The organism is Acidithiobacillus ferrooxidans ATCC 23270, from assembly GCF_000021485.1.
Taxonomy (GTDB): domain Bacteria; phylum Pseudomonadota; class Gammaproteobacteria; order Acidithiobacillales; family Acidithiobacillaceae; genus Acidithiobacillus; species Acidithiobacillus ferrooxidans.
Window position 1 is genome coordinate 838066 of record NC_011761.1, and the last position, 26302, is coordinate 864367.

Genomic DNA, 26302 nt, shown 5'->3' on the forward strand with positions numbered 1-26302 from the left:
GGGCAATTCATCGTTTAAGCGGGTTCACCATTCAAAATGTCGCTCAAGGCATGAATCAGCGCGCCGACCTGGGTTTCGGTCAGTTTGCGCCCCCGTTCGTTGAGAATGAAAAAGGTGTCTTCCACTCGTTCACCGAAGGTGGAGACTTTGGCGCCGTGGATGTTGAGCTGCAATGCGCGGAGCGTCTCGCCGACCTGATAGAGCAGGCCGAGGTGATCTGCAGCGCGGACTTCCAGCAGGGTGTAGCGGGGCAGGACGCCATTGTCCACGCGGATCTCGGCGGGAACGTGTGCAAAGAACCGGTGGCGCGGATCGCAATGGCGCAACCCAAAACGTGGTTTGCGCACGGCTTCCCCTTCAAGAACCGCGCGGAGTTCGGCAGCCAGATCGGCATGGGCCTGGGCGCTGTGGGCGAAGGCGTGGCTGTTGTCGATGACCAGGAAGGTGTCGATGGCGCGACCATCCTCGCTGGTATCGATCCGGGCGTCGATGATGTTCAGGGATTGCCGATCGAGGGCACCGGTAATCTGCTGGAAAAGTCCCGGTCGGTCCGGGCCGTAAATCAGGACTTCACTGCCCTCGGGCGCGTGGGGCCGCACCGCGACCAATGCTTTCCGGCTTTTGTGGGCAAGTATCTCCCGGCAATGCCAGAGTAGTTCGTCTGCTGTGTAACGCAGAAAATACGGGCCCGAAAGCTGCTGCCAGAGGGTGTGTACACGTGAGTGGTCGGTACTGGCGATTTTCTGCAGAACAGCCTGCTGTTTATCGGAGATGATCTGCGGAAGATCCCGGGTCTGGCGGTCTTCCCGCTGAAGTTCCGTGGCCGTCGCCCGATATAGTGTACTGAGCAGCAGTCCCTTCCAGTCATTCCAGAGTTCCGGGTTGGTGGCACGCATGTCGGCCACGGTGAGGAGCAGCAGATAGGCAAGATGGCGTTCATCCCCGACCAGATGGGCAAAGTCGCGGATGACCTGAGGGTCTTCGAGGTCGCGGCGCTGGGAAACGGCGGACATTCGCAGATGTTGTTCCACCAGCCAGACGACCAGGTCTGTATCGCAGGGCGACAATCGTAGACGCCGGGCAAAACGCCGGGCTTCCTGAGCACCGATTTTGGAGTGATCGCCGCCGCGGCCTTTGCCGATATCGTGGAAGAGACCGGCCAGCACCAGTAACTCCGGTTTTTCCACCTGCCGCCGGGCGGCCTCGGCGACGGGCAGGAGTGGTGCCTCGCCAGTCCAGATCTGTCCGAGGTTGCGGAGCAGAAAAAGAGTATGCTGGTCGACGGTATACGCATGGAAGAGATCGTGCTGAATACGTCCGGTGATACGTCCAAAGGCGGGGAGTATGCGTGCCAGCAGGCCACATTGCTGCATCATGGCGAGGCTGCGATAGGCGCCGTCGGGCTGGGCGAGAATGGCGAGAAGCTGCTCCTGCGCGACGGGATCATGGTCCAGATCCCGCGGGTGAACGGCGTTCCGCAAGGCGTACAGATGGCGTTGCGTCTGTGCGTCGAGGGTGCGCCGCCGCGGGTCTTCCACCAGGCTACGGAACAGGCCCAGAATGTGCCGGAGCAGTTGTATATCATCGCGATGCAGCGTGGGCCGGGACAGGGTGGCCCGCTGGTCGGTAACCTCCAGCGCTGGGGTGCGTGCGGCCAGATGCTGCGCGATGTTCTCCTGGGCAATGGCGGCGATACGCAGAATATCGGCGAAGGCGCGATAGAGTTTCTGCATCAATTGTTCGACGGCGGTACGTCCCGGTCGGTCGGTGTAGCCCAGTTGCCGTGCCAGAGGTACCTGCAGATCGAGGCGCAGACGGTCTTCGTGGCGTCCGGTGGCGAGGTGCAGGGCGATCCGCAGGCGGGAGAGCAGGGCCTGGGCGCGCAGGAGCTGACGATATTCCTCGCCGGTAATGATGTCCTCATCGCGCAGGCGACGCAGACTGCCCTCCCCGAAAACACTGGCCGCGAGCCATTGCAGGTGATGGATATTGCGTAGCGCACCGGGACCTTCCTTGAGGTTGGGTTCGAGGTGAAAAGCAGTGTCGCTGCAGCGGGCGTGACGGTTTTCCTGCTCCGCCAGTTTGGCGGCGAAAAAAAGCGGGGAAGGCCAGGGGGGATTTTCCCGTAACGCGTCGCTCAGTTGTTGCAATAATGGGTGCGATCCGGCCAGATAACGGGATTCCAGCAGGGTGGTGGCGATACCCAGATCCTGACGCGCCTCCTGCAGGCATTCGTCCACGCTGCGGACACTGTGCCCCACCTGCATCTGCAGGTCCCAGAGGCTGGTCAGGAAGCCTTCGATGAAGCCCTTTTGTACCGTCGTGAGCGTCGGCGGGGTCAGAATCAGGAGGTCGATGTCGGAGTGGGGGAAGAGGGTGCCGCGCCCGTAACCGCCTACGGCCGCCAGGGTGAGTTCTTGCGCCGTCGCCGCATCTGCACCCGATGTGCTCTGCCAGAGCCTGCGCAGGGTACTGTCCACCGCGCGGCTGCGCTGGTGGAGCAGAGCGCTGGCACTCTGCTGTGGCGAAGTGGCGGCTGGCGAAGACCCCCGAACTTCGCCCAACGCAGCAGGCGTCCGGGACTGCGCGGGGTGGATCGTCATGCTCAGACGGGGTCGCCGGGCAGTTGGGTCAGTATTTCGTAACCATCATCGGTGACCAGAATGGTATGCTCCCACTGGGCGGAAGCACTGTGATCCTTGGTAACGATGGTCCAGCCGTCGGGCAGGGCCTTGATGTAGCGTTTGCCGGCATTGACCATGGGTTCGATGGTAAAGGTCATGCCCGGCACCAGTTCAATGCCTTCACCGGGATTGCCATAATGCAGCACCTGCGGCTCATCGTGGAATTTGCGGCCGATGCCGTGCCCGCAGAACTCCCGGACGATGGAACAGTGCTGCGCCTCGGCGTAGGACTGTATGGCATGGCCGATATCGCCCAGGGTTGCGCCGGGCCGCACCTGCTGAATGCCACGCACCATGGCTTCATGAGCCACTTCCATCACCCGACGCGAACGCAACGGCACCTCTCCGACGGTGAACATTTTGCTGCTGTCTCCGTGATAGCCATCCTTGATAACCGTGACGTCGATGTTGAGCATGTCGCCATCCCTGATGACGCGCTCGCCGGGAATGCCGTGACAGATCACATGGTTGAGAGAGATGCAGACGGATTTGGGAAAGGGCGGATATTCCGGGCTGGGCTGATAGTGGAGCGGTGCGGGAATGCCCTGCAGATCGTTGACGATATAGTCGTGGCAGATGCGGTCCAGTTCATCGGTGGTAACGCCGGCTTTGACGTGGGGACCGATCATCTTCAGCACCATGGCCGTGAGCCGGCCCGCCACCCGCATTTTTTCCACTTCTTCTGCGGTCTTGATGCTGCCCTGGGGGGACGTTTTGCTGCGTTGTAACATGCTGTTCTCCTGATGCGGCTAAAAGAGAAGCGGTTCCGCCACACTGAGGCTTATTTTATCAGGACTGAGGCGGGTCCGGTAGGCCAGAATTTCCACACCGTCGGTGCGTGCCCGGCGCAGTGCCTTCCCATAGGCCGGATCAATGGCGTCTGCGGGCGCAAAACCCCGACCGTCTTCCCGGCCGATCAGGAAAAGCATCACCGCGCGCCCGCCGCCGCGGACCACCTCCGTCAATGCCCCCAGATGACGCAGGGCGCGGCTGCTGACGGCATCGGGGAAGCGGATCACACCGTCTTCCTCCAGCAGGGTGCAGGATTTTACCTCTACGTAGCAGGGCGGCCGGCCTTCGGAACTGAGCAGGACATCCACCCGCTCATGACTGCCGTAAGGCACTTCGCGGCGCAGTTGTGCATAATTTTGTAAGGCGGGTATATCGCCCGCAGCGATGGCCTCGGCGACTACGGCATTGGGGTGCTGCGTGTTGATGCAGACCCAGCTGGCGCCGCTCCAGTAGAGTTCCCAGGTCCAGGGAAGTTTGCGTTTAGGGTTGCCGCTCTGGGAGATCAGAATGGGCTGACCGGGTTCGGCGCAACTGCGCATGCTCCCGGAATTAGGGCAGTGCACGGTGATGATCTCGCCGCTGGCCAATGCGCAGTCGGCAAGAAAGCGCTTGTAGCGACGGATCAGGGTGGCAGGGGTGAGGGGCGGCAGGTTCATGACGCTCAGCCTAACGCTGTTCGGCGGCGGCGGCCAGTGGGGTAATGCGATAAAGAAGTTGCCCCTCGGCCATCCGGCTGAGCGCCCAGTCGCGCCACTCTGCGGCAGGGGCGCCACGCAGTCCGGCGGGCGTCATCCAGCCGAGCAGTCGCAAGGTCTCCTCCCAGGCTTGGCTGGGTTCGCCCGCCCAGGCGGGGCTGCCGAGGCTTTTGGACAGCTTGCGACCGTCGGCGTTACAGAGGAGGGGCAGGTGCCCGTATTGCGGGTAGGGCAGGCCCAGGGCGCTTTGCAGATAACGCTGCGCACCAGTGAGGGCGCGCAGATCGCCGCCGCGGATCACTTCGCTGATGCCCTGCTCTCCGTCGTCCACGACAGAGGCCAGGATATAGGCGAAGTATTTGTCGGCACGCAGCAGGATGGGGTCACCCTGTGGTGCGGGCGTATCTTGCCAGCCGTGGAAACGATCCTCCCAGATGGGCAAGGGGTCCGGCACCCGCAGGCGCCAGGAGCGGGTCTGCCGTCCGGATGCCAGACCCTGCCGGCAGACGCCCGGATAGCGTTCGCCGAAGCCGCGGATTTCCCGACGGGTGCAGGCACAGGGGTAGGCCATGTCCTTGGTTTGCAAAGCCGTCAGCGCTTCCTGATAGATCGCCTTGCGCGGAGACTGGGACAGCACTGGCCCGTCCCAGTCCAGGGCCATGGCCTCCAGTTGCCGAAGAATGGCGTCGGCGGCACCGGCACGCGTGCGGCCCTCATCCACATCCTCCAGGCGCAGTCGCCAGCACCCACCCTGACTGCGGGCGCTGAGATAACTGCCGACGGCGGCAATGAGTGATCCCGCATGGAGCGGGCCGCTGGGGGAGGGGGCAAAGCGTCCGGTGACGGTGGGAGTACTGGGCATGGCTTCCTTCAGGTGGTGGCCTTGCTATAGTAGCGCAAGCGATGGCCAAGACGGAGTGAACATGGCGGGCGGAGAGTTTGCGTTCATCGAGCAGTTGCGGTGCCGGCTGGGCAAGATGGCCAGTGATGTGCGGCTGGGTATCGGTGATGACGCCGCCTGGCTGGACCCGGCGGGTCGGCAACTGGTGGCGACCATGGATACCCTGGTTGCCGGTCGTCACTTTTTCCCCGAAGTCAGCCCGGAAGACCTTGCCTGGAAAGCCCTTGCGGTGAATCTCAGCGACTTGGCCGCCATGGGTGCGGAAGCGCGCTGGTGTCTGCTCAGCCTGGCCCTGCCGTGGCGGGCGGAAGGCTATGGGGAGTGGTTGGAAGCATTCGCAACGGGTTGGAGCGCACTCGCCGACCGGCATGACGTTACCCTTGTCGGCGGCGATACCGTGGCTACGGATGGGCCGCTGACCCTCTCCATAACCGCATTGGGACTTTCTGGCCATGGGGTGATGCGCCGTGAGGCGGCGCGGCCGGGAGACGTGATCTGGGTCACCGGCACTCTTGGCGACGCGGCCGCCGCCCTGGACCTGGCCTTGGTGGAGCGCGGCCAGGAGAGGCGGGCAGTTCCCTGTTCAGCACCACGGCGGGACGCATTGGAGGCACGACGGCTGCGTCCCACGCCCCGTCTCGAATTCGGCGCGGCGGCGCTGGCGGGTGGTGTACTTTGTGCCGTGGATTGTTCCGACGGCTTTCTGGCCGACCTTGGCCATATTCTGAAAGCTTCGGGCGTCCATGCGCAGGTCGCCCTGGATGCGCTACCCTTGAGCCCGGACCTCGCGGATCTGGCGCGGACCGACCCGGAACGCCTGCAACGCTGGCCCCTCACCGGTGGTGATGATTATGAACTGATCCTCTGTGCCGCTCCCGCCTTATCGACGGCATTGCAGGAGGCCGCCCGGTCGCTCTCCCTGCGTTTGACGGCGGTGGGCAGCATCCTGCCAGCGACCCCCGATGCCCGGGCCGCGGTCACTTTGACCTGGCGGGATGAGTCGCTGTCGCTGCCCTTTTCCTGGGGGCATGTCCATGCACTCTAGGCCCTGGTATCACTGGCTGGCGTTGGGCGGCGGCAGCGGTCTGTCGCCCGTTCTGCCCGGCACCATGGGCACCATCGCTGCCATTCCCTTGTATCTGTTGTTGGCCCTCGTGGTGCAGAACAATGTGGTTTATACGTTGGTGTTGGTGGCGATCATCGCCGTAGGGCCGTGGCTCTGCGGGCAGACCGCGCGGGAGATGCAAAATAGCGGTAGCGGCATGCGGGCCCTGGACCCGCCGGCCATCGTCTGGGATGAATGGGCGGGTCTGCTGCTCACCCTCTGGCTGGTGCCTTTCGGATGGTGGACGCTGCTCGTCGGGTTCCTGCTCTTCCGCTTTTTTGACATGCTCAAACCTTGGCCGATTTCCTGGCTGGATAAACATATTCATGGAGGCACGGGAATCATGCTCGACGATATCGCTGCGGCGATCCCGGCATTGATTCTTCTGCGGCTGATGCTGTGGGCAGGCTGGTTATGACGGATAACCCTACGGACCGTCTGCGGATATTCTTGCCCATGCGCCCCGCGGCCTTGCCCGACGCTCAGCGTCTGGCGGCTTGGGCTACGCGGGCCGGGATAGAGGTTCGGGTGGAACTCGTCGCCACATTGCCCGATTGTTCCGCCACGGCGCTGGCCATTGGCGAGTTTGCGAACGCCGCGGGCTGGATAACAGCATCATGCCGCACCCATCTGCCGGCCGACGACTGGGCCTCGTTGCGTGATTGGGCCAGCGCGTACCTGCCCGTTTGCGACGTGCCTTTGAGCCTTTTCAACGATAACGGCACCACGCCGGAAGTTTTGCCGGGCGAGTATTGGGTCGAGGCCGGAACGCCGTGCGCCATGTCGCTGCACATGGCGCCGCCGGAATGGTCCTTACTCCAGCGCGCCCGTGCGCGGGACGCCCGACTCGCCTTGGCGGAGTCTTGTACCGGCGGTGATCTGGCCGCGCGGATCACCGCCCTGCCAGGCTCCTCGGCGCTGCTGCGCCACGGGTTTGTCACCTACAGCAATGAAGCGAAAATTCAGTTGCTGAAGGTGCAGGAAGCGACCCTCTCGCGGGTCGGGGCCGTAGCGGAGGAGACCGCCCTGGAAATGCTCGCCGGCGCATTGCACGAAGCGGACATCGCCGCAGCTATCACCGGCATCGCCGGGCCGGGGGGCGCCGTGCCCGGCAAGCCGGTGGGTACCGTCTGTATTGCCTGGGGCGCACGGGGCATGGAACCGCAGGTGCGGACCTGTCATTTTCACGGAGACCGTTGGTCGGTGCAGTATGCGGCGGGTTCGGTAGCCTTGGGCGGATTGCTGGGGTTGTTGCGGTAACCATCGGCCGTGTAACCATCGGCCGTTTGCCCCGCCCGCCCGCTCAGGTAGAATGCCGGAAAAGGTTGTTCCGCTAAGCCGCGGTGTCGGTTCAGCGGGTCCTGCCGCGCGCCACTACAACATGGTGTTTTGCAAGGATGGGTTACCCCTCGATTCTGGAGAAGGAAAATATTATGGATGAACAGCGCAGCAAGGCCCTTTCGGCGGCCCTGTCACAGATTGACAAACAGTTTGGTAAAGGCGCCGTCATGCGTCTCGGTGATCATAACGCCATCAAGGACATCGAGGTCTACTCCACCGGCTCGCTGGGTCTGGATCTGGCGCTGGGTGTTGGCGGACTGCCCCGGGGCCGGGTGGTAGAGATCTACGGGCCGGAATCTTCCGGTAAAACGACTCTCACCCTGCATGCCATAGCCAGTTGTCAGGCTGCAGGCGGCACCGCCGCCTTTATCGATGCCGAGCACGCGCTCGACCCAGGCTATGCCCACAAGCTCGGCGTCGATCTGGAAAACCTCCTGATCTCCCAGCCTGATACCGGCGAGCAGGCCCTGGAAATCGCCGACATGCTGGTGCGCTCCGGTGCCGTGGACCTCATCGTCATCGACTCCGTGGCCGCTCTGACCCCCAAAGCGGAAATCGAAGGCGACATGGGCGATTCCCACGTCGGTCTGCAGGCGCGTCTGATGAGTCAGGCGTTGCGCAAGCTCACCGCCAATATCTCCCGGACCAACACCCTGGTCATTTTCATCAACCAGATTCGCATGAAAATCGGGGTGATGTATGGCAGTCCGGAAACCACCACCGGTGGTAATGCCCTTAAATTCTACGCTTCCGTGCGCCTTGATATCCGCCGCATCGGCGCGATCAAAAAGAGCGACGAAGTGGTAGGTAACGATACCCGCGTCAAGGTGGTCAAGAATAAGGTCGCACCACCTTTCCGCGAAGCCGAATTTGCCATCTATTACGGTGAAGGCATCTCCCGACTGTCCGAACTGGTGGACCTCGGTGTGAAGTTCGACATCGTCGAAAAAAGCGGCGCCTGGTACAGTTACCAGGGCGAGCGTATTGGTCAGGGCAAGGACAATGCCCGCCAGTACCTCAAGGAGCATCCGGAACTGGCGGCCAATATCGAGCAGCGGATACGGGCAGCGGCAGCAGGACACCCCCTGGCCTTTGCCGAAGAGGTGGCAGAGCCCGCAGCGGTCGGCTAGTTGACGACAGAACGCAGCGATCCCACCGCGCTGGCGCTACGGTTGCTGGCGCGCCGGGAGTATGGGCGCCGGGAGTTGGGTGACAAACTGCTCCGTGCGGGATGTGACGCAGGGGACGTGGCGCTGGCGCTGGATGCGCTCGCCGCCGCCGGTTATCAGGATGACGCGCGTTATGTGGAAATGCTCACCCGTACCCGTGTGCGTCAGGGGCACGGGCCCTTGCGCTTGCGTCAGGACTTGCAGCGGGCGGGGATCGAGGTTGGCGCAGACCCCGAGATTGACTGGTTGCAGCAAGCGCAAGCCGTCTGTCGGAAGCGTTTCGGCAACACGCCGCCGGCGGACGCCAGAGATTATGCCCGGCGCGCCCGTTTCCTGGCGGGGCGGGGATTTACCGGAGAGACGATTCGCCAGGTGCTGGGCGCCGGCAGAGAAAGGGATTTCGCTGCCGATTGACAGCGGGTGAGGGGGCGGAGAAACCCCGCCCGGAGACAAAAACACTTTATCTTTAACAACGGAAGACCGATGCAAGCGCAAGCCATTCGCCAAGCTTTTCTGGAGTATTTTGTGGAACAGGGGCATCAGATCGTGCCCTCCAGCCCCCTGATCCCTCGTAACGATCCGACCCTGCTGTTTACCAATGCCGGTATGGTGCCCTTCAAGGACGTGTTTCTTGGCCTGGAAACCCGTCCCTACCGGCGCGCCGTTTCCTCGCAGCGTTGCATGCGCGCGGGTGGCAAACACAACGATCTGGAAAATGTCGGCTACACAGCGCGGCACCATACCTTCTTCGAGATGCTGGGCAACTTCTCTTTTGGCGACTATTTCAAGCGTGAAGTGATCGGCTTTGCCTGGCGTTTCCTCACCGAACGTCTGGGCCTGCCGCCGGAAAAGCTCTGGATTACGGTTTACGAGGAGGATGATGAGGCGGCCGACATCTGGATGAACGAGATCGGTATCGATCCCGCGCGCCTCTCCCGCTGCGGCGAAAAGGACAACTTCTGGAGCATGGGCGACACCGGCCCCTGCGGCCCCTGTTCGGAGATTTTCTATGACCACGGCCCCCATATTCCCGGAGGCCCTCCGGGCAGTCCGGAGGAAGACGGCGATCGCTATATCGAAATCTGGAATCTGGTCTTCATGCAGTTTGACCGGGACAGCAGCGGCACCCTGACCCCTCTGCCAAAACCCTCCGTCGATACCGGCATGGGTCTGGAGCGTCTCGCGGCCGTGCTCCAGGGCGTACATAACAACTATGACACCGATCTCTTCAAGCCGCTGATTGCCGCAGCAGCCACCATCAGCGGCAAAACATATGGGAGCGATGCGGCGACGGACATCAGTTTGCGGGTGCTGGCGGATCACATCCGTGCCTGCAGCTTTCTCATCACCGATGGCGTCCTGCCCGCCAACGAAGGCCGCGGCTATGTGCTGCGCCGCATCATCCGCCGCGCCGTGCGTCATGGCCGCAAGCTGGGCATGGAGACGGTATTTTTCCATCAACTGGTGGCGCCGCTGGTGGCGGAGATGGGCAGTGCCTTTCCCGAACTCACGCGGGCACAGCGCGAAGTGGAGCGCGCTCTGGAGCGTGAGGAAACCCGTTTCCGGGAAACGCTGGAGCGCGGACTCAGTCTGCTGGAGGAGGCCATTGCGGATCTTGCAGCGGGTGCCGCCATTCCCGGCGAGATCATTTTCCGGCTCGCAGATACCTTTGGTTTCCCCGTCGATCTAACCGCTGATATCGCCCGCGAGCGCGATCTGATCATGGATATGGAGGGCTACGAGGCGGCTATGGCGGAGCAGCGCAGCCGCTCCCGTGCCGCCTGGGCGGGCAGCGGTGAGGTCAAGACCGAGCGGGTGTACCACGATCTGGCCATGCGGCTGCCGGTTACCGAGTTCACCGGCTATTCGACCTGTGCCGATGAGGGGAAGGTGGTGGCGCTGATCCGCGATGGTGAAGAGGTGGCCTTCCTCGAAGCGGGGGACATGGGAGTGGTTATTCTCGATCGGACGCCCTTTTACGGGGAGTCCGGCGGGCAGGCGGGAGACCGTGGCGAGCTCCAGTCGGATGATGCCCTGTTTGCCGTGACGGACACCCAAAAGCCCATGGGTCACCTGCATGTGCATTTGGGGCGCATGGAATCCGGGCGCCTGCGGGTCGGCGATATGGTGGTTGCCAGCATCGACGAAGTGGCCAGACGGGCGACGGCCGCACATCACTCCGCGACCCACCTGCTCCATGCCGCCTTGCGCAACATTCTCGGCAGTCATGTGCAGCAGAAGGGTTCGCTGGTCAACCCGGAGCGGCTGCGTTTCGACTTCAGTCAGCCGGAGCCGGTGACGGCCGCACAGTTGCGGGAAATCGAGCGCGTGGTCAACGCCGCTATCCGTAATAATGTCGGCGCCGAAACCCGGATCCTGCCTGTCGCCGAGGCACAGGCCCTGGGTGCCATGGCGCTCTTCGGCGAGAAGTACGGAGACGAGGTGCGGGTGGTGCGCATGGGTGACTTCTCCATGGAACTCTGTGGCGGCACCCATGTGGAGGCGCTGGGCGATATAGGTGTTTTCAAGATCCTCAGCGAAAGCGGCGTGGCAGCGGGTATCCGGCGTATCGAAGCAGTCACCGGCGCGGTGGCGCTGGAGGCTATTCAGCGTGATGAAGAACGCCTGCAAGCGGCGGCCGGACTGTTGAAAGTTGCCCCTGCAGAACTGGACCAACGTCTGGCGCAAACCCTGGAACGCCTGCGCCAGTTAGAAAAAGAGCTGGAAAAGGTCAAGCGGGATGAAGCCGCCAGAGCGGGTGCCGATCTTGCCGCAGAGGCCGAGGATGTGGGCGGAGTACCGGTATTGATCAGGCGCCTGGAGGGGATGGATGGCAAAGCCTTGCGCGATGCCCTGGATCGCCTGCGCAGTCAGTTACCTGACGGCGTCATCGTCCTTGCGGGCGTGGAAAGGGAGAAAGTGGCGTTGATTGCCGGAGTCGGTAAAGGATTGACTGGACGGGTTCACGCCGGAGAACTGGTGAACACCGTGGCACAACCGTTGGGCGGCAAGGGGGGTGGGCGTCCGGAACTGGCGCAGGCCGGGGCCGGCAATCCGGCGGCCTTGGATGCCGCCCTCGCCGCCGCCCGCGACTGGGTCAAAGGCAAACTCGGCTAGTTTCGACCCTGCCACGATCCTTGTCAGTGAGGACCGTGGCCTTGGTCATGGCCGTCATGTCCCCGACCAGGTCCACCACGATCCTCCGGTCGCTGCGCAGGTCCGTGGCCTTCCGGCCCCCGAAAGGCGCCGGGGCCCCGCTGCTCCGGTCCACGATACTGTGGTTGCGGACGTTCCGCCGGACGGAAATGGCGCCACTGTGGGTCGCGATAATGGCGCCGGGCATCGCGCTGGACGTTTTGCCAGTCGCGGTAATTCCAGTGACGGAGCGCGGGTGGCGGCGCGGCGATGGGGCGCCATGGTCCGCGATAGCCCGGCCCGGCCCACCAGCGGTTACCGTAATAGTAATAGTAGCTTGAGCCCAGATAGAAAATGGGCTGAGGCACGCCATAGGCGGCGTAAACTCCGAGGTTGCTCAACCAGATCATCAGGGGTGGCGTGGCGATCGCCATCGGCGGATAGCCCGGTGCCGCATAGATGGGTGGTGCCCCGACATTCAACTGTATGTCTACGGGGGATGCGCTGGCCCCGGTGACTGCCGTTCCGGCGCACAGGACGGCGCCGGATACCAACCAGGCGATGTGACGCTGTTTCCCGTTCATAAGGATGCTCCTCCAGACTTTTGTTTGGACTCCATCGCTAAAGGTACCACCCCGGGTTCCTTCATGCACACCCGGATATCGTCGATGATCGCCGGCCAAAGAATGGCCACCAGGTCGCTGAGTGGCGGAGGGGGAGGTGCCCGGCCCGTCTCGATCCCGTAAATAAGCACCCGGGGCGGCAGATCCTCCAGGGCGCGGCCCAGGGCCAGGGCCTCGGCCACACCGAAGCCATGGCTCGACAGCAGCCCAGTGCCGTCGTCCAGTTCCAGCATATCCAGGCGCCGCACTGTGCCGGGCAGCGCGCCGCTACGCATGGCATCCAGGAGAATGGCCAGACGCGCGCCGCGCATGGCCGGGAGCAGGAGGCTGCCGGGGCGATCGCAGAGCGTGACGTGGACCATTCCCGCGGGGAAATACCTGGGCAGACCCGCCTGTTCCAGGGCCTCCGCGAGCCGCCAACCCAGATCGTCGCCCGCGACGGGCGAACCGATGCCAAGGATGCGGACCGGGTTCACCGCCGTTCCAGCCGAACCTTCAGGAAATGGGTGGCGCAAGAGATGCAGGGATCGTAGTTGCGGATCACCATTTCGGCTTGCTGGCGCAGGGTCTCGCCGTCCCGGTCCAGACCCAGGGTCTCCAGGGAGTGACGCAGGTCCGCCTCCATACGCGCCTGATTCTGGCTGGTGGGCGGGACGATGCGGGCGTGCAGCACCTGACCTGCGGCATCCAGATCGTAGCGGTGCCAGAGTAGGCCGCGGGGGGCCTCCGTGCACCCGTAACCGATGCCGACGCGCGGTACGGCGGGGACGAAGGGTGCCTCTGGCTCGGTGTAATCTTCCAGCAGGCGGCTGGTCTCCAGAAGGGCATAATGGATCTCTGCCGCCCGCGCGACAATGCTGTGGAACATGTTGCGGCTGGGAAAAGCGATGCCGGTACGCCCCAGGGCCTCCCGGACGGGCATATGCAGGCGATCCAGATTGAGGTTGAGCCGCGCAAGGGGACCCACCAGGTAGGGGCGTCCGTCCAGCGCCGCATAGAGGGCGGTGGAGTGGGGTTCCTGATGCTCCCGGAAATGGCTTTCGTAGTCGGCGATGGGAATGTCCAGGCCGTCACTGGAGACGATGCGCCCCTCGTTCATGGGGTACTCATCCGGGTGGCGCAGGGCGACACTGACAAAGTCCTGAGGGTCGTCGGGCAGGTTCAGCGCGGCGGTCCAGGCCACCAGGGCTTCGGCCCCCGGCAGGGCAGCCCGCACCTGCTCCCGGAGTACCGCCGCCTCCGCCCGGCTGGGCGCACGGTGAAAGCCCCCCACCCGGGCACCCACGGGATGCACCGAGCGACCGCCGAAAAAGCGGATGATCTCATTGCCCAATGCCTGGAGGGCGAGCCCCCGGCGCACGATGTCGGGATGCGCGCGCGCCATCTCGGAGGCGCTGCTGTAACCCAGGAAATCGGGCGCTGCCAGCAGATGGATGTGCAGGCTGTGGCTCTGTATCCACTCGCCGCAGTAGAACACGCGGCGCATGGCCCGCACCCAGGGACCGGGTGCCTGGCCGAAGATACCCTCGATGGCATGCACGGCGCTCATCTGATAGGCCACCGGGCAGATGCCGCAGATGCGTGCCACCATGTCCGGGATCTCCTGGTATTCCCGGCCTTCCAGGAACTTCTCGAAGAGTCGAGGCGGCTCGAAAATGCGCAGGCGCAGGGTTTGAATGCGCCCGTCATGCACTTCCAGATCCAGGGCGCCTTCCCCCTCCACCCGCGCCAGGACCGGCACGCAAAGGCTGATCTCACGGCTTTGGGTCATGGACCTGCTCCCGCCAATGGCGGCCAGCCTCGGCAAAGGCCGGGGCGCCGCTGTTGATGAAGAGGAATCGCCGCGCGACGGCCTCCGGCACCAGGCCGAGTCCCTCCAACCGTCGCCCCAATGCCGTGGCGTTGGGATTTTCCGCCGGCCCATAGCAGGCGTAGCAATCGCGTCCGAAACGGGGGCACAGCGCCCCGCAGCCGGTGAGCGTCACCGGGCCCATGCATGGCAGTCCCTTGGCCACCAGTACGCAGACCGCTTGATGGCGTTTACACTCCAGGCACACCTTGTCCTTTTCGAGCGCTGGCACGACCTCGAAGAGGAGGGCGCGCACCGCCCCCAGGACCTGGCGCCCGTTCACCGGACAGCCCCACAGTTCCAGATCCACCGGGACATGGGCGGCGATGGGGGTGGAGGTGGCCAGGCTATGGATGTGTTCGGGCTGGGCGTAGATCTCCGCAATCCAGCCGGGGCCGTCGGCCAAGTTGCGCAAGGCCTGGAGGCCGCCAGCGGTGGCACAGGCGCCGATGCTGATAAGGTGGCGGCTGTTTTTACGGATTTTCTGGATGCGCTCCTCGTCTTCGGGCGTGGAGACACTCCCCTCCACGAAGGCGATGTCCACGACGGCATCCGGGTCCACGGGGCCGGCCTCGGCGAAGTGAACGATCTCCACCAGCTCGGCAAGCCGCAGCAGGTCTTCCCCCAGATTCAGGAAGGCCAATTGACAACCGTCGCAAGAACTGAACTTGTGCACCGCAAGGCGTGGTTTGGCAGCGGCCATGACGTCAAAATCCTCGCTCGCCCAGCAGGGCCTGGATCTCCGGGTAGGGGAAGACCGGGCCATCCCGGCAGACGAAGTGCCCCCCCATCTGACAATGGCCGCAATGACCGATGGCGCAGTGCATGCTGCGCTCCATGCCGAGCCACAAATCCTCCTCCGCCACGCCGCGCCGCAGCAGCTCCTGCACGGCCGCCCGCATCATGGGCTCGGGGCCGCACATCATCATCAGCGCACCGGGATCGAACTGCACGCGGTCGAAGAGGACCGTTACCGGCCCCACCTGTCCGAACCAGCCGGGGCTGCCCACGTCCGCCGCCAGCCCCACCTGCACATCGGGCAGCCGACTCCAGGCTTCATACTGGGCGCGCCAGATGAGGTCGTCGGTATGCTTGACCCCTTGCAGGATGGTGAGCCGCCCGAAGCGTTCCCGCCGCCGCAGGATGTAGTGGATGACCGAAACCACCGGCGCGCAGCCCAGCCCCCCGGTGAGGAGCACGATGTCCCTGCCTTCGGCCAGTTTCAGAGGCCAGCCCCGGCCGTAAGGTCCGCGCAGGCCCAGGCGGGCGCCCTTCCCCAGGCGCGCCAGCCCCTGGGTGACCCGGCCCACGGCACGGATGGTATGATCGATGAGGTGCTCATCTTCTGGGTCGGAGACGATGGAAATGGGCACCTCGCCCACCCCATAAAGATAAATCATGTTGAACTGGCCCGGCTGAAAGCGATAGCGGGCCTGCATTTCCGGCTCGGTGAAGGCGAGGCGCAGGGTGAAGATGGTGGGGGATTCCTGAACGCGCTCCAGGACCTCGACCTCGTGGGGAAGGTAAGGATCAGACATGATTCCCTCCACAGACGGCCGCCGCTTCCGCGGTGATATCGATGCCAGCCGGGCACCACGCGATGCAGCGTCCGCAGCCCACGCACCCGGAGCGGCCGTACTGGTCGTGCCAGCTCCCGAGCTTGTGGGTCAGCCATTGGCGATAGCGCTGGCGGGTGTCAGCGCGGATGACGATGCCGTGGATAGCGCTGTGGCCTTCGGTGAAACAGGAGTCCCATTGCCGGTAATGGGTACTGTTCAGGCCGTTCAGGGCGGGTTCCTCCATCTCGGCGTGGCAGAAACAGGTGGGGCAGACGGAGCTGCAGTTGGTGCAGGACAGGCAGCGCTGGGCCACATCGTCCCAATGGGGGTGGTGAAGGTTGGCAAAGAGGCCATCACGCAGGTTGCGGGACGGCAGGGCGCGTTGCTGCGCCTGGGCGGCAGCAACGATCTCCCCGTCGGCGGCGGCCTGCTGGGCGGGATCCAAGGCTTCGATGGGTAGTTGCCCAAGCAGTGCCTCGCCCTTGGGACTCCCCACCGTCACCATGAACCCCTCGTCCAGTTCCGCCAGGGCCAGGTCGAAACCCGACGCGGCCCGCGGCCCGTCGCCGGTAGAGGCGCAGAAACAGGTGGCCGCAGGTTGGGTGCAATGCACCGCCACCAAAAAAAGGTTTCTGCGCCGGGCGCCATAATGGGGATCCGGGAAAGGCCCTTCCAGGAAGTGCTGGTCTTGCAGACGCAGGGCCGCCAGATCGCAGGCGCGCACCCCGATGACGGCGGTGGGCGGGGCTTCCGGTATCTCGGGGTGAAAGGTGATGCCCCCGTCACTCCCCGCAGCGCTGGTCCAGAGGGCCTCCCGGGGGGCGAAGAGCAGCGGCTTGAGGGCCTGGGGACCGTTGGCCCAAGAGAAACAGCGCGGGCTCTCGTCGCGGTGGAGCCGATACGCGCCCGGCTGCTGATGATCGTGGACCCCCCGCGGCAGATCGTCGGCGCTGCCCAACTCTTCGTAGACAATGGCGCCATCCCGCACCTTGGGACCCAGACAGCAGTAGCCTGCCGCAGTCAAGGCAGTCAGCAGATGCTGTAAGCAGGGGCGAGGAAGAAAACCGGGTGCGGTCATGGTGATGCAGAGTCCCTGACGCCTGTGGATAACAACATAGTATAGACGGAGTGCGTCGCATGAACTGCCAAGCAGATTACGGGTTGGTGCCGAGGCGCCACTCGGGCCATATGGTTTGCGGCTTGCGGTCGAGAATGGCGGCGTAGACAACCGTGTTGGTCAGCACGCTCTGCACATAGTGGCGGGTTTGCCGAAAGGGGATATTCGCGGTGAAAATCGGACCCGCCCATGGGCCTGGCGGCGGTGTCCAACGACCCAGCCAGCGTTGCGGTGCGCCGGGCCCGGCGTTGTAGGCCGCCGCAGCCAGCAGCTCGGAGCCACCAAAATGCTGTTGCTGAAGACTCAGATAGTGCGAACCCAGGGTCAGGTTGCCGTCGACGCTGTGCAGATCGGCGGTGGCGGCGCCGGCGACATGGGTTTGCAGCCACCGGGCGGTGGCGGGCATCACCTGCATCAGGCCTTGCGCGCCGACGTCGGACTGGATGCCGAACGCAAAACCAGATTCCTGCCGGATCAGGCCGGCAAGAAAGGCGCGTCGCAAGCCGGTTTGGGCTGCGGCGGCACTGATTTCCTGCGCATAGGGAAGCACGTAGCCTTGTCGCCAGTCTTTCCCACCGCGAATCAGGCTGCTGGCATGGATGCCCAGCAGCCACGCCTCATGCTGAAAGGCCGTCCGGGCTGCGGCCTCGATTTCCGCTGGGCCGTTCAACCCCTTCAAAAACTGGTCCCATTCGGCAAGGGCGTCGAAATAGAGTCCGAGATGATAAAGTGTGATCGCGGTCCGCCCGGGAGCATTATTCACGGGAGTGGCACTCACTTCGATGGGTGCGGGCGGGTCGCCGGACTTCAGGATCAGTGGTCTGTTCAGCGTCGCCATGGCCAGTTGCCCGTAATAAGTCCACGGAGATTCCAGAGCCGCGAGCGCGGTATAGGCGGCCTGCGTCTGCCCAAGCTGGAGTTGTGCGATCGCGGACCAGAATTGCCATTGCCGCTGCTGCCGTTGAACGGCACCCATCTGCCGGGTGGCCAGCTCCACCATGTTCCAGTCACCGTCGCGCAATGCTGTACGGACCATCCAGGCCAGCAGTCGGGGCCGTGGGTGGAACTGCGGATCGGCCGCGTAGGCCTGGGCATACCAGTGTCCGGATTCGGAACAAAAGGATAGCGTGGCATGGTAGGCAGCGTTGTACAGCAGCAGAGATTTATCGGCAGCATCCAGGGCATCCAGGGTTTGCACAAATCGTGCGGCGTCTGCAGGATGGATGGCAGCGAGGCGCAGGAGGGCGAGCACCAGCAAATGGGCCTGACCGGCTGGCCAGTTGCCGGTGCCGTATTGCTGAATCTGCTGAGAGATCCATGTGGCCGGTGCCGTTACCGTCTGCGCAAGCTGGCCGGATTGCGGCGGAGGCAAAAACGGGGCAAAGCGCAGCGCGGCGCTGAAGGCCGAGGCCTCGTACATTTGCTGCAGGCGATGCCACAGCTCGGACGTCTTGATTTGCCCCTGTGCCAGATAGACGCGCGCCATGGCGTTGCAGGCCTGATCGTTCGCCGGAGCACTGCTCCAGAGGAAAAAGGGGGCAACTACCAGACTGGTGCGCAGCAGTGGGTCGCGCGCCGCATCGCAGCGTAAGGAGATCAAATCAGGAGGGCTGCCATCCTGATACACTTGGGTGAAGTCCGGCCAGTCCTTGCGGCGCGCGAGTTCCAGCAGCCATTGCCGGCGCAGCAGATGATGCGCCACTCCGCCCGGATAGTGCAGGGTATAGCGCTGGTATTGGCGCTGGGTCATGATGTTGAGGCGGGGTTGCAGAGACCAGTACCCTACCCATGGTCCCATGTAGGTGTTTTCCAATTCAGGCAGTGCATCGGCGGCGGGGCGATAATCACCCTGAGCGAAAGCGGTTGCTGCCGAGTTCAAAAGTTGTTCCTGAGCGGCACTGAGGATGCCGGCCGTCGCTACGGATGTTCCACAACCCATCCACAGCACCAGCGACACCAGCACCGCCGCGGGACGGGAGGAGCGTACTCTCAAGATTGCCTTAAAGGCGGCCATCGGCGCTGCTGCCTGATGAACGGCGCAGGGCACCCCCGACGATGAAATGGTGCCATCGGTCCGCTGTCTGTGCTGCCTGCATACGCCTTGACCCCCCGGAGATTGCTGAAGAACATCATGCCACCAAGTGTGCCGTTCAGGAAGCACTGCGGCTCCTGCGTCAGCGCAAGACTTCCGGTAGCGGCGCGAGCAGGGAGGCCAGGTCGTCGGGGCCGAAACGGAGCTTTTCTTTTTGCGTTTTCTCCAGCACACCTGCGGCGAGAATGGCCTTTTTCTCCTGCAGGGCCAGGATTTTTTCTTCAATGCTCCCGGCAACAATCAGCTTGTAAACAAAAACCTGACGTTTCTGGCCGATGCGGTGGGCGCGATCAGTGGCCTGATTTTCGGCGGCGGGGTTCCACCACGGGTCATAGTGAATCACGGTGTCTGCCGCCGTGAGGTTGAGGCCGACGCCGCCCGCCTTGAGGCTGATCAGGAAGAGTGGCACTTCACCGCGCTGAAAGCGGTCGATGGGCGTCTTGCGATCCTGGGTGCTGCCAGTGAGCAGCACGTAAGGGATATGCATCTTGTCGAGGCGTGCACTGATCAGGGCGAGCATCTCGGTGAATTGCGAAAACAGCAGAATCTGGCGACCTTCCGCCAGCAACTCCGGAATCATCTCCATGAGCAGGGCGAGTTTGGCGCTGTCCTGTACCTTTCGCGCCTTTTCACTCTTGAGCAGGCGCGGGTCACAGCAGACTTGGCGGAGTTTGAGCATCGCGTCCAGGATGACGATCTGGCTGCGCTGAAAACCCTTGGCGGCGATTTCCTGGCGGATCCGTTCATCCATGGCGCTGCGTACCGTTTCATAAAGATCGCGCTGCGCCCCTTCGATATCCATGGGGCGGATAATGATGGTCTTCTCGGGGAGTTCCTTGGCGACATCCTCCTTGCGCCGACGCAGAATGAAGGGGCGCACCCGACGGGCCAACAAATCCAGACGCTCAGCATCTCCGTGGCGCTCGATGGGGCCGCGCCAGACCCGTTGGAAACTGCGCTGGTCGCCGAGAAAGCCGGGCAGGAAGAAGTCGAATTGTGCCCAGAGTTCGCCGAGATGATTTTCAAGGGGGGTGCCGGTGAGGGCAAGCCGATGCCGGGTAGGAATCTCACGGATGGCTTCGGCGGCGCGGCCCCGCGCGTTCTTGACCATCTGTGCCTCATCGAGAATCAGCAGATGAAAGTGCTGATTTCTGAGCGTTTCGACGTCCCGCCAGATCAGCGGATAGGTGGTAAGAATCAGGTCATGGTCAGGTATCTGGGCGAAACGGCTGCTGCGCTCTTTGCCGTGCAGGGAGAGCACCCGCAGGTCGGGAGTGAAGCGTGCCGCCTCTTCTCGCCAGTTGTGAATCAGAGAGGTGGGCATGATGATCAGGGCGGGATCCGTGAGGCGGCCACTTTCTTTTTCCAGCAGCAGATGGGCGAGGGTCTGGGCGGTTTTGCCGAGACCCATATCGTCCGCGAGAATGCCGCCCAAATGATGCTCGCGCAGGAATTGCAGCCAGGCAAGCCCATCCTGTTGATAGCTGCGCAGGGGGAGGGCAAAACCTGCGGGCAGTGGGACGGAGGGGATCTCTCCGTTTTGAGGCAAAGATCTAGCCAGAGCACGCACGGCATCCATCCCTTCACTACGCCACTGGTTGCCGTCCACCAGCCGGGCGATGCGGGGCGCGTCAAAGGCGGACATCCGCAAAGGCCCCCCGGCGTCCAGGCTGAACAGATCGATGAGGGTTCCGACCAGAGGTTTCAGGCGATCCGCCGTGGTCTGGATCGGCACGCCCGCCGGGGTGTGCAGGTGGATATGCTCACCATCGGGAATGGTACCGAGACCGCCTGGATTCAGCCAGCGCGGGTCGCGGGCGAAGAGGGCGCCGAGCAGGGGGGGCAGCGCCAGCCGCTTGCCGTCCACCACGATACCGACATCGAGACCCAGCCACCCCTCCTCGGCACCATCTACCTGCATATCCCATTCATCCACCTGTAGGAAGTAGTGACGAAAGCCATCGGGCCAGCGCACCTCCCAACCCTGCTCGCGGAGGGTCTCGACGCTCGTTGACATGAACCCGTCCCAGTCGGCTTCGCTGGCTAGCCCGTAGATGGGATGAGGCAGCGGCGACAGACTGTGGAAAAGGCCGGCACTGACAGCTTTCAGACCTGTTTTTCCGAGTGCCTGCAGTGCCTGTTTTTCGGCTGTCCTGTCGCGTTTTATCCGAACCATCTCACCATTGTTGAGGGTCTGGATGGCACTGTCGTCGTCCACGGCAATGCGTGCGGGACCATACACAAATGTGGGCTGCGCATAATCGAAGCGACAGGTAGGACTCCATTGGCCGGCATAGTTGCGGTGTGCCTGAATACCGAGGAGGGCCAGAGTGTCGCACCAGAGCAGGGCTTGCAGAGGCGCTTCGATTTCCCGTAAGCCCTGTCCGGGATCGGCCACGGGCGCGGGGAGACCGGGCACCGATTGCTCCAGCATCTCGCGCAAAAGAATGGCTTCTTGCGCATTGAGGGGCGGGGCTTGCAGCAGATCGCGCAGGACCGTGGTCGGCAGGTCCGTCTCGATCGGGCCGATTTCCCCAGTCTTCCCATCCAGGTACCAGGTCGCATCCAGGGGCAGGAAGCTGGTAGCGGGTGGCGTGGTTTCCAGTGCCGGATATTGTTCCCCGCCCTTGCTGACCTTCCAGACCAGTGTGCCAGGCCGGTGATCACCGAGTCGCAGGGACGGGTTGGCTGGCGAATTGGCGAAGAGGCGTCCGGTACCGGCGAGTATGGTGAGAGCTGCGGCACCGTGGCGGGGGCCGAGATCGAATTCGCCCGTCTGGCTGGCATAGGGGTCTTCCAGCAGCAGACGGCGCAGAGCACGCTGGTCCGCGTCGTCGATGAAGCTCGGCGGGCGGCGCTGGGCGCCTTCAAAATTGTACCAGGGGGTGAGACCGGTACATTCTCCGCTTTTGTTCAGGCGGGCCTTACGACAACTGAGAACCGGCCCCTGATGACGTCGGCTGTTCAGTTCCAGCAGCCAGTACAGGGTATGAGTGGCAGTCGGCGGCTTGGGTTTGGGCGGATCCAGATGCGAACGCAGTTCGCTCAGCCATTGCATCACATGCGGACGCAAAGCCGGGGCCGGCGTCGGCGCAGCGTGGCTACGACCGGCCAGCAGAGCGAGGAGCACCGCGGTGACGTGTTTGCAGCGACTGCCTACCGGGCAGGTACACAGGGTTACCAGATGCCCTTGGCTGAGGTGGATGTCTACCCGGTATGGCGTATGTGCCGTGCCCTGCACCAGGGCACTGAGGTCGGTGCTGCCACGCTGCTCCAGATGGCTGATGGACTTCTGGTAAGGTTGGGCTTTGCGAATTTCCAGATCGCCCACCCATTTGCGGATATCTTCGTAACCGTACGTCCCCAGCGTGGGCATTGCACTGGCATCGCGGTGCCAGTTCATCCAGTCATTATTGGTAGGCATGGGTGTGCTCGGTGGTTTGATGATATCGGGAAATGCACCAGGACGATGCCGCCGTGCAAACAGCATATGGTACACAGTCGTGGGGTGGGAGGGGAAGCGGTTCGGGGTGGTCCGCCGGTATCGCCGCAAGCGCCTTGCCGTTATCATGAGCGGAACGGCACACACGGAGAGGGCAGATGATGGTGGCTTTTGGGACGAGTGGGTTGCGGGGTCTGGTGGTGGATCTGTCGGATAAGGTCGTTTATGTACATACCCAGGCCTTTCTGCGGTATCTTGCGGAAATCGGCGAGTTTCACGCCGGGGATGCGGTGATACTGGGCGGCGACCTGCGTCCCAGCACGCCGCGGATGCTGGCCGCGGCCTGGGCCGCGGTCCTCGCGGGGGGCGGGCAGCCTCGTTTCGCCGGATACCTTCCCTCGCCGGCGTTGGCTTTTGCGGGATTGACGGCGGGAGTCCCGTCCCTGATGGTCACCGGCAGTCATATTCCGTTTGATCGCAACGGCATCAAATTCAACCTGCCTCGTGGAGAACTGCTCAAAGCGGATGAGGCCGGGATCCTGCGTCAGGATATGACGGTGGATACGGCCCTTTTCGACGACGCGGGCGCGCTGCGCAAGCCACCCGTTTTGCCCGCTGCTGACCCGCACTGGCTGGCGCTCTATCAGCAGCGTTACCGGGACTTTTTTGGCATGGACAGTCTTGCCGGATGGCGACTGGGCGTCTACCAGCACTCCGGCGTCGCCCGTGATCTGCTGGTGACACTGCTGGAGTCGCTGGGTGCGGAGGTGCTGCCCCTGGGCCGCTCCGCGGATTTTGTGGCCCTGGATACCGAGGCCCTGCGCCCCGAAGACACGGTTCTGGCGCAGCGCGCAGTGGCTGAGCACCATCTCGATGCGCTCCTGACTACGGACGGCGACGCCGACCGTCCCATGATTGCCGACCATGAGGGCCGCTGGTGGCGTGGCGACGTGCTGGGGATACTGACTGCCCATGCCTTGGGCGCCCATACGGTAGTCACACCGGTAAGTAGCAACACGGCGCTGGAGTTGTCCGGCTTTTTTCCGGAAATCCTGCGCACCCGGATCGGCTCCCCCTATGTCATCGAGGCGATGCAGGCCGCCTTGCAGGAGGGATTGAAGCCCGTCTGCGGGTATGAGGCCAACGGGGGTTTTCTGCTGGGCAGCCCGCTTACCCGTGATGGCCACACCCTGGCGCCCCTTCCCACCCGCGACGCCATCCTGCCCATGCTGACGGTGCTTGCGGCGGCGCAGAATCGTGGCGTCCCTCTGGCAGCCTTGCTGGCCGATCTGCCACCCCGTCATACCGCCAGTGACCGTTTGCAGAACTTTCCAACGGCGCTGAGCCAGCGCCACCTGGATACCTTTCGCGGTGAGGACGAGGCGGCCAACTTCGTGGCTTTCAATACGGCTTTTGGAGAAATTGCGGGTGCCGCGCAGCGCATGGATCTGACGGACGGCATCCGGGTGACCCTCACGTCGGGCGGCATCGTTCATCTGCGGCCTTCCGGCAATGCGCCGGAACTGCGCTGCTATACGGAGGCCGATAGCCCGGAGCAAGCCGAGACCATGCTGCGGAAGGCCTTACAGGTCATGAATGGCTGGCGGGCCTGAGCGGCGGATGCGGCGCATCTTTTTTCCGCGCATCTGGTGGGTGTACATCGGCACCGGACTGCTTATTGCGGATCTGCTGCTGATGGTGTTGCGCTATCTGGGCGTGGTGTTCAAAACCAATGCCGTGGCGGAACTGGCGGTCCACCACGGCACCGATGCCCAGGCGCAAAGTCTGCTGCGTCTGGCAGACGTGCTGAATGCGGTTCACTGGAAATGGATCGGCGAAATTTTTCTGGTCGGCATTGTTTTGCTGTTTATCGGTATGTGGAAACCCTTTTACCGGAAAAAATGAACCCGCCGATCTTCACCCCATGCCCTGGCTGCGCAGATAATCCTCATAGGTGCCCTTGAAGTCCTGGATGCCCCGCGGGGTGAATTCGATGATGCGAGTGGCCAGGGAAGACACAAACGCTCGGTCATGGCTGACAAAAAGCAAGGTTCCGTCGTATTTCTCCAGGGCCGAATTGAGAGACTCGATGGATTCCATATCCAGGTGGTTGGTCGGCTCATCGAGAATCAACACGTTGGGTTTCTGCAGGGTGAGCTTGCCGAAGAGCATCCGGCCCTTTTCGCCACCGGAGAGCACCTTGACCGAACGATTGACCTGGTCCTGCCCGAAGAGCAGGCGGCCCAGCACGCCGCGGATCACCTGGTCATCATCGCGCTCACCGCGCCACTGGCACATCCAGTCGAAAAGCGTCATATCCTCGGCAAATTCCGGGGCATAATCCTGGGCGAAATAACCGATACGCGCATTCTCCGCCCATTTTATTTCGCCGGCATCGGTGGTCAATTCGCCCATCAGGCAACGCAACAAGGTAGTTTTGCCCAGACCATTGGAGCCGATAATTGCAATGCGTTCGCCGGCCTCGACATGCAAACGCATTTTATGAAACAGGCGCAGATCGCCAAAGGATTTGCTCAGGTCCTTCCCATCCAGGGCATTGCGATAGAGTTTGCGTTCCTGATTGAAGACCAGATAGGGATTTTGCCGGCTGGAAGGCTTCACCTCTGCGAGCTGGATTTTCTCCAACTGACGGGCGCGGGAAGTCGCCTGCTTGGCCTTGGAGGCATTGGCGGAGAAGCGACTCACAAAGCCCTGCAACTCGGCCATCTTCTCCTTTTTCTTGTCATTGTCGGCGAGCAATTGATCCCGCACCAGGGTTGAAGCCTGCATATATTCATCATAATTACCGGGATAAATGCGTAACTCGCCATAATCCAGGTCCGCCATGTGGGTACAGACGCTATTCAGGAAATGACGGTCATGGGAGATGATGATGACGGTACTGTTGAGGTTGCTGATGAGTTCTTCCAGCCACTGGATGGTATGAATGTCGAGGTTATTGGTCGGCTCGTCCAGCAGCAGAATATCGGGGTCAGCGAAAAGCGCCTGCGCCAGCAATACCCGCAGTTTCCAGCCGGGTGACACCGCCGACATCAATCCGCTGTGCTGCTCCAGCGGAATACCCACACCACTCAGCAACTCCCCAGCCCGGGACTCGGCCGCATAGCCGCCCAACTCGGCAAACTCCACCTCCACATGCGCCACCGCCATCCCTTCTTCGTCGGTCATCTCCGGCAGGGCATAGAGGCGATCGCGTTCCTGCTTGACGCGCCAGAGTTCGGCGTGGCCCATGATCACCGTGTCCAGCACGGTGCACTCCTCAAAGGCAAACTGATCCTGCCGCAGCTTGCCGAGACGCTCACCGCTGCTCAGGCTGACGTGTCCGGAGCTGGGCTCCAGATCACCACCAAGAATCTTCATCAGCGTCGTCTTGCCGCTGCCGTTGGCACCGATAAGGCCATAGCGGTTGCCATTGCCGAACTCGACGGAGACGTTTTCAAAGAGGGCCTTGGCCCCGAATTGCATGGTGAGGTTGGTGGTGCTGAGCAAGATGGACTCCGAAAGGGCGGCAAACAAGGGCTGAATGGACGGGCGCGATGATAGCACTGATTCGCTTTGCGCGTCCCACCCTTCGTGGCATAAGGTGGTGGACTAACTTGACAGATTCACTCAGCTTCCCGTACCTTGCTCAGTGAATCGTTATAAACGCTAGGGGCGTCCACGTCGTGGGCTGAGAGGTACCCTTGGAACCTGATCCGGGTCATGCCGGCGTAGGGAAGCGCGACTGCAGCATGCCTGTCCGCATCTTCCGCCCGCATCCTGATTTTGTTCCGCAGC

21 protein-coding genes and 1 riboswitch are annotated in these 26302 nt (G+C 63.0%); of the genes, 8 read left to right on the top strand and 13 right to left on the bottom strand.

The window, feature by feature from the left end; all coding sequences use genetic code 11:
- Positions 1–14: 14 nt before the first annotated feature.
- From glnD to gluQRS, 4 genes are read right to left on the bottom strand one after another with little or no spacing between them, the layout of a single operon-like run.
- Complete coding sequence (gene glnD / locus AFE_RS04335; RefSeq protein WP_009561185.1) at positions 15–2603, bottom strand: [protein-PII] uridylyltransferase; 2589 nt, start codon at positions 2601–2603, stop codon at positions 15–17.
- Positions 2604–2605: 2 nt separating this feature from the next.
- Positions 2606–3415, bottom strand: coding sequence for a type I methionyl aminopeptidase (map, locus tag AFE_RS04340; RefSeq protein WP_012536440.1), 810 nt, complete (start codon positions 3413–3415; stop codon positions 2606–2608).
- An 18-nt stretch (positions 3416–3433) separates the two neighbouring features.
- Entirely contained in the window at positions 3434–4132 is a 699-nt protein-coding gene (gene sfsA, locus AFE_RS04345; protein ID WP_012536441.1) for a DNA/RNA nuclease SfsA, read from the bottom strand.
- Between the two features lie 10 nt (positions 4133–4142).
- A complete protein-coding gene (gluQRS, locus tag AFE_RS04350) occupies positions 4143–5033 on the bottom strand; it encodes a tRNA glutamyl-Q(34) synthetase GluQRS (RefSeq protein WP_012536442.1) in 891 nt (296 codons plus the stop codon).
- Between the two features lie 61 nt (positions 5034–5094).
- On the opposite strand from gluQRS, the gene thiL reads away from it, so the two are divergent.
- From thiL to alaS, 6 genes are all read left to right on the top strand, one after another.
- Positions 5095–6117, top strand: a complete 1023-nt coding sequence (thiL, locus tag AFE_RS04355; RefSeq protein WP_012536443.1) for a thiamine-phosphate kinase — start codon at positions 5095–5097, stop codon at positions 6115–6117.
- The gene (locus AFE_RS04360) at positions 6107–6595 is read left to right on the top strand and encodes a phosphatidylglycerophosphatase A family protein (RefSeq protein WP_012536444.1); all 489 of its coding nucleotides are present in this window, start codon (positions 6107–6109) and stop codon (positions 6593–6595) included. The genes thiL and AFE_RS04360 overlap by 11 nt, the downstream gene beginning before the upstream one ends.
- Positions 6592–7437, top strand: coding sequence for a CinA family protein (locus AFE_RS16900; protein ID WP_012536445.1), 846 nt, complete (start codon positions 6592–6594; stop codon positions 7435–7437). The genes AFE_RS04360 and AFE_RS16900 overlap by 4 nt, the downstream gene beginning before the upstream one ends.
- 173 nt (positions 7438–7610) lie before the next feature.
- Positions 7611–8648, top strand: a complete 1038-nt coding sequence (gene recA / locus AFE_RS04370; RefSeq protein ID WP_012536446.1) for a recombinase RecA — start codon at positions 7611–7613, stop codon at positions 8646–8648.
- On the top strand, positions 8649–9101 hold the full coding sequence (locus tag AFE_RS04375; protein ID WP_009564301.1) for a regulatory protein RecX: 453 nt from the start codon (positions 8649–8651) through the stop codon (positions 9099–9101).
- Positions 9102–9170: 69 nt separating this feature from the next.
- Complete coding sequence (gene alaS / locus AFE_RS04380; protein ID WP_012536447.1) at positions 9171–11804, top strand: alanine--tRNA ligase; 2634 nt, start codon at positions 9171–9173, stop codon at positions 11802–11804.
- 23 nt (positions 11805–11827) lie between these two features.
- Here alaS and AFE_RS04385 read toward each other — a convergent pair whose 3' ends face one another.
- The 8 genes from AFE_RS04385 to AFE_RS04420 form a co-directional block, all read right to left on the bottom strand.
- Complete coding sequence (locus tag AFE_RS04385) at positions 11828–12406, bottom strand: hypothetical protein (RefSeq protein WP_012536448.1); 579 nt, start codon at positions 12404–12406, stop codon at positions 11828–11830.
- Positions 12403–12921, bottom strand: coding sequence for a hydrogenase maturation protease (locus AFE_RS04390; RefSeq protein ID WP_009564299.1), 519 nt, complete (start codon positions 12919–12921; stop codon positions 12403–12405). The genes AFE_RS04385 and AFE_RS04390 overlap by 4 nt, the downstream gene beginning before the upstream one ends.
- Positions 12918–14216, bottom strand: a complete 1299-nt coding sequence (locus AFE_RS16905; RefSeq protein ID WP_012536449.1) for a Ni/Fe hydrogenase subunit alpha — start codon at positions 14214–14216, stop codon at positions 12918–12920. Before AFE_RS16905 ends, AFE_RS04390 begins: the two co-directional genes overlap by 4 nt.
- Positions 14200–14997, bottom strand: a complete 798-nt coding sequence (locus AFE_RS04400) for an NADH-quinone oxidoreductase subunit B family protein (RefSeq protein WP_009566740.1) — start codon at positions 14995–14997, stop codon at positions 14200–14202. Before AFE_RS04400 ends, AFE_RS16905 begins: the two co-directional genes overlap by 17 nt.
- Positions 14998–15001: 4 nt before the next feature.
- Entirely contained in the window at positions 15002–15832 is an 831-nt protein-coding gene (locus AFE_RS04405; RefSeq protein WP_012536450.1) for an FAD/NAD(P)-binding protein, read from the bottom strand.
- Positions 15825–16931 (bottom strand): 4Fe-4S dicluster domain-containing protein, encoded by a 1107-nt coding sequence (locus AFE_RS04410; RefSeq protein WP_012536451.1) that lies wholly within the window; start codon positions 16929–16931, stop codon positions 15825–15827. Before AFE_RS04410 ends, AFE_RS04405 begins: the two co-directional genes overlap by 8 nt.
- A 76-nt stretch (positions 16932–17007) precedes the next feature.
- The gene (locus AFE_RS04415) at positions 17008–18984 is read right to left on the bottom strand and encodes a lytic transglycosylase domain-containing protein (protein ID WP_012536452.1); all 1977 of its coding nucleotides are present in this window, start codon (positions 18982–18984) and stop codon (positions 17008–17010) included.
- Between the two features lie 160 nt (positions 18985–19144).
- Positions 19145–22486 (bottom strand): DEAD/DEAH box helicase, encoded by a 3342-nt coding sequence (locus AFE_RS04420; protein ID WP_012536453.1) that lies wholly within the window; start codon positions 22484–22486, stop codon positions 19145–19147.
- 176 nt (positions 22487–22662) lie between these two features.
- On the opposite strand from AFE_RS04420, the gene AFE_RS04425 reads away from it, so the two are divergent.
- Both AFE_RS04425 and AFE_RS04430 read left to right on the top strand, forming a co-directional pair.
- Entirely contained in the window at positions 22663–24117 is a 1455-nt protein-coding gene (locus AFE_RS04425) for a phosphomannomutase (RefSeq protein WP_012536454.1), read from the top strand.
- A 7-nt stretch (positions 24118–24124) separates the two neighbouring features.
- Positions 24125–24409 carry a hypothetical protein gene (locus AFE_RS04430; protein ID WP_012536455.1) on the top strand — a complete coding sequence of 95 codons (285 nt, stop codon included), beginning with the start codon at positions 24125–24127 and terminating at the stop codon, positions 24407–24409.
- Positions 24410–24421: 12 nt separating this feature from the next.
- Here the strand turns inward: AFE_RS04430 and AFE_RS04435 are convergent, their stop codons facing one another.
- Entirely contained in the window at positions 24422–26014 is a 1593-nt protein-coding gene (locus AFE_RS04435; protein WP_009562486.1) for an ABC-F family ATPase, read from the bottom strand.
- A 151-nt stretch (positions 26015–26165) separates the two neighbouring features.
- Positions 26166–26259: riboswitch (TPP riboswitch) on the top strand.
- Positions 26260–26302 lie beyond the last annotated feature (43 nt).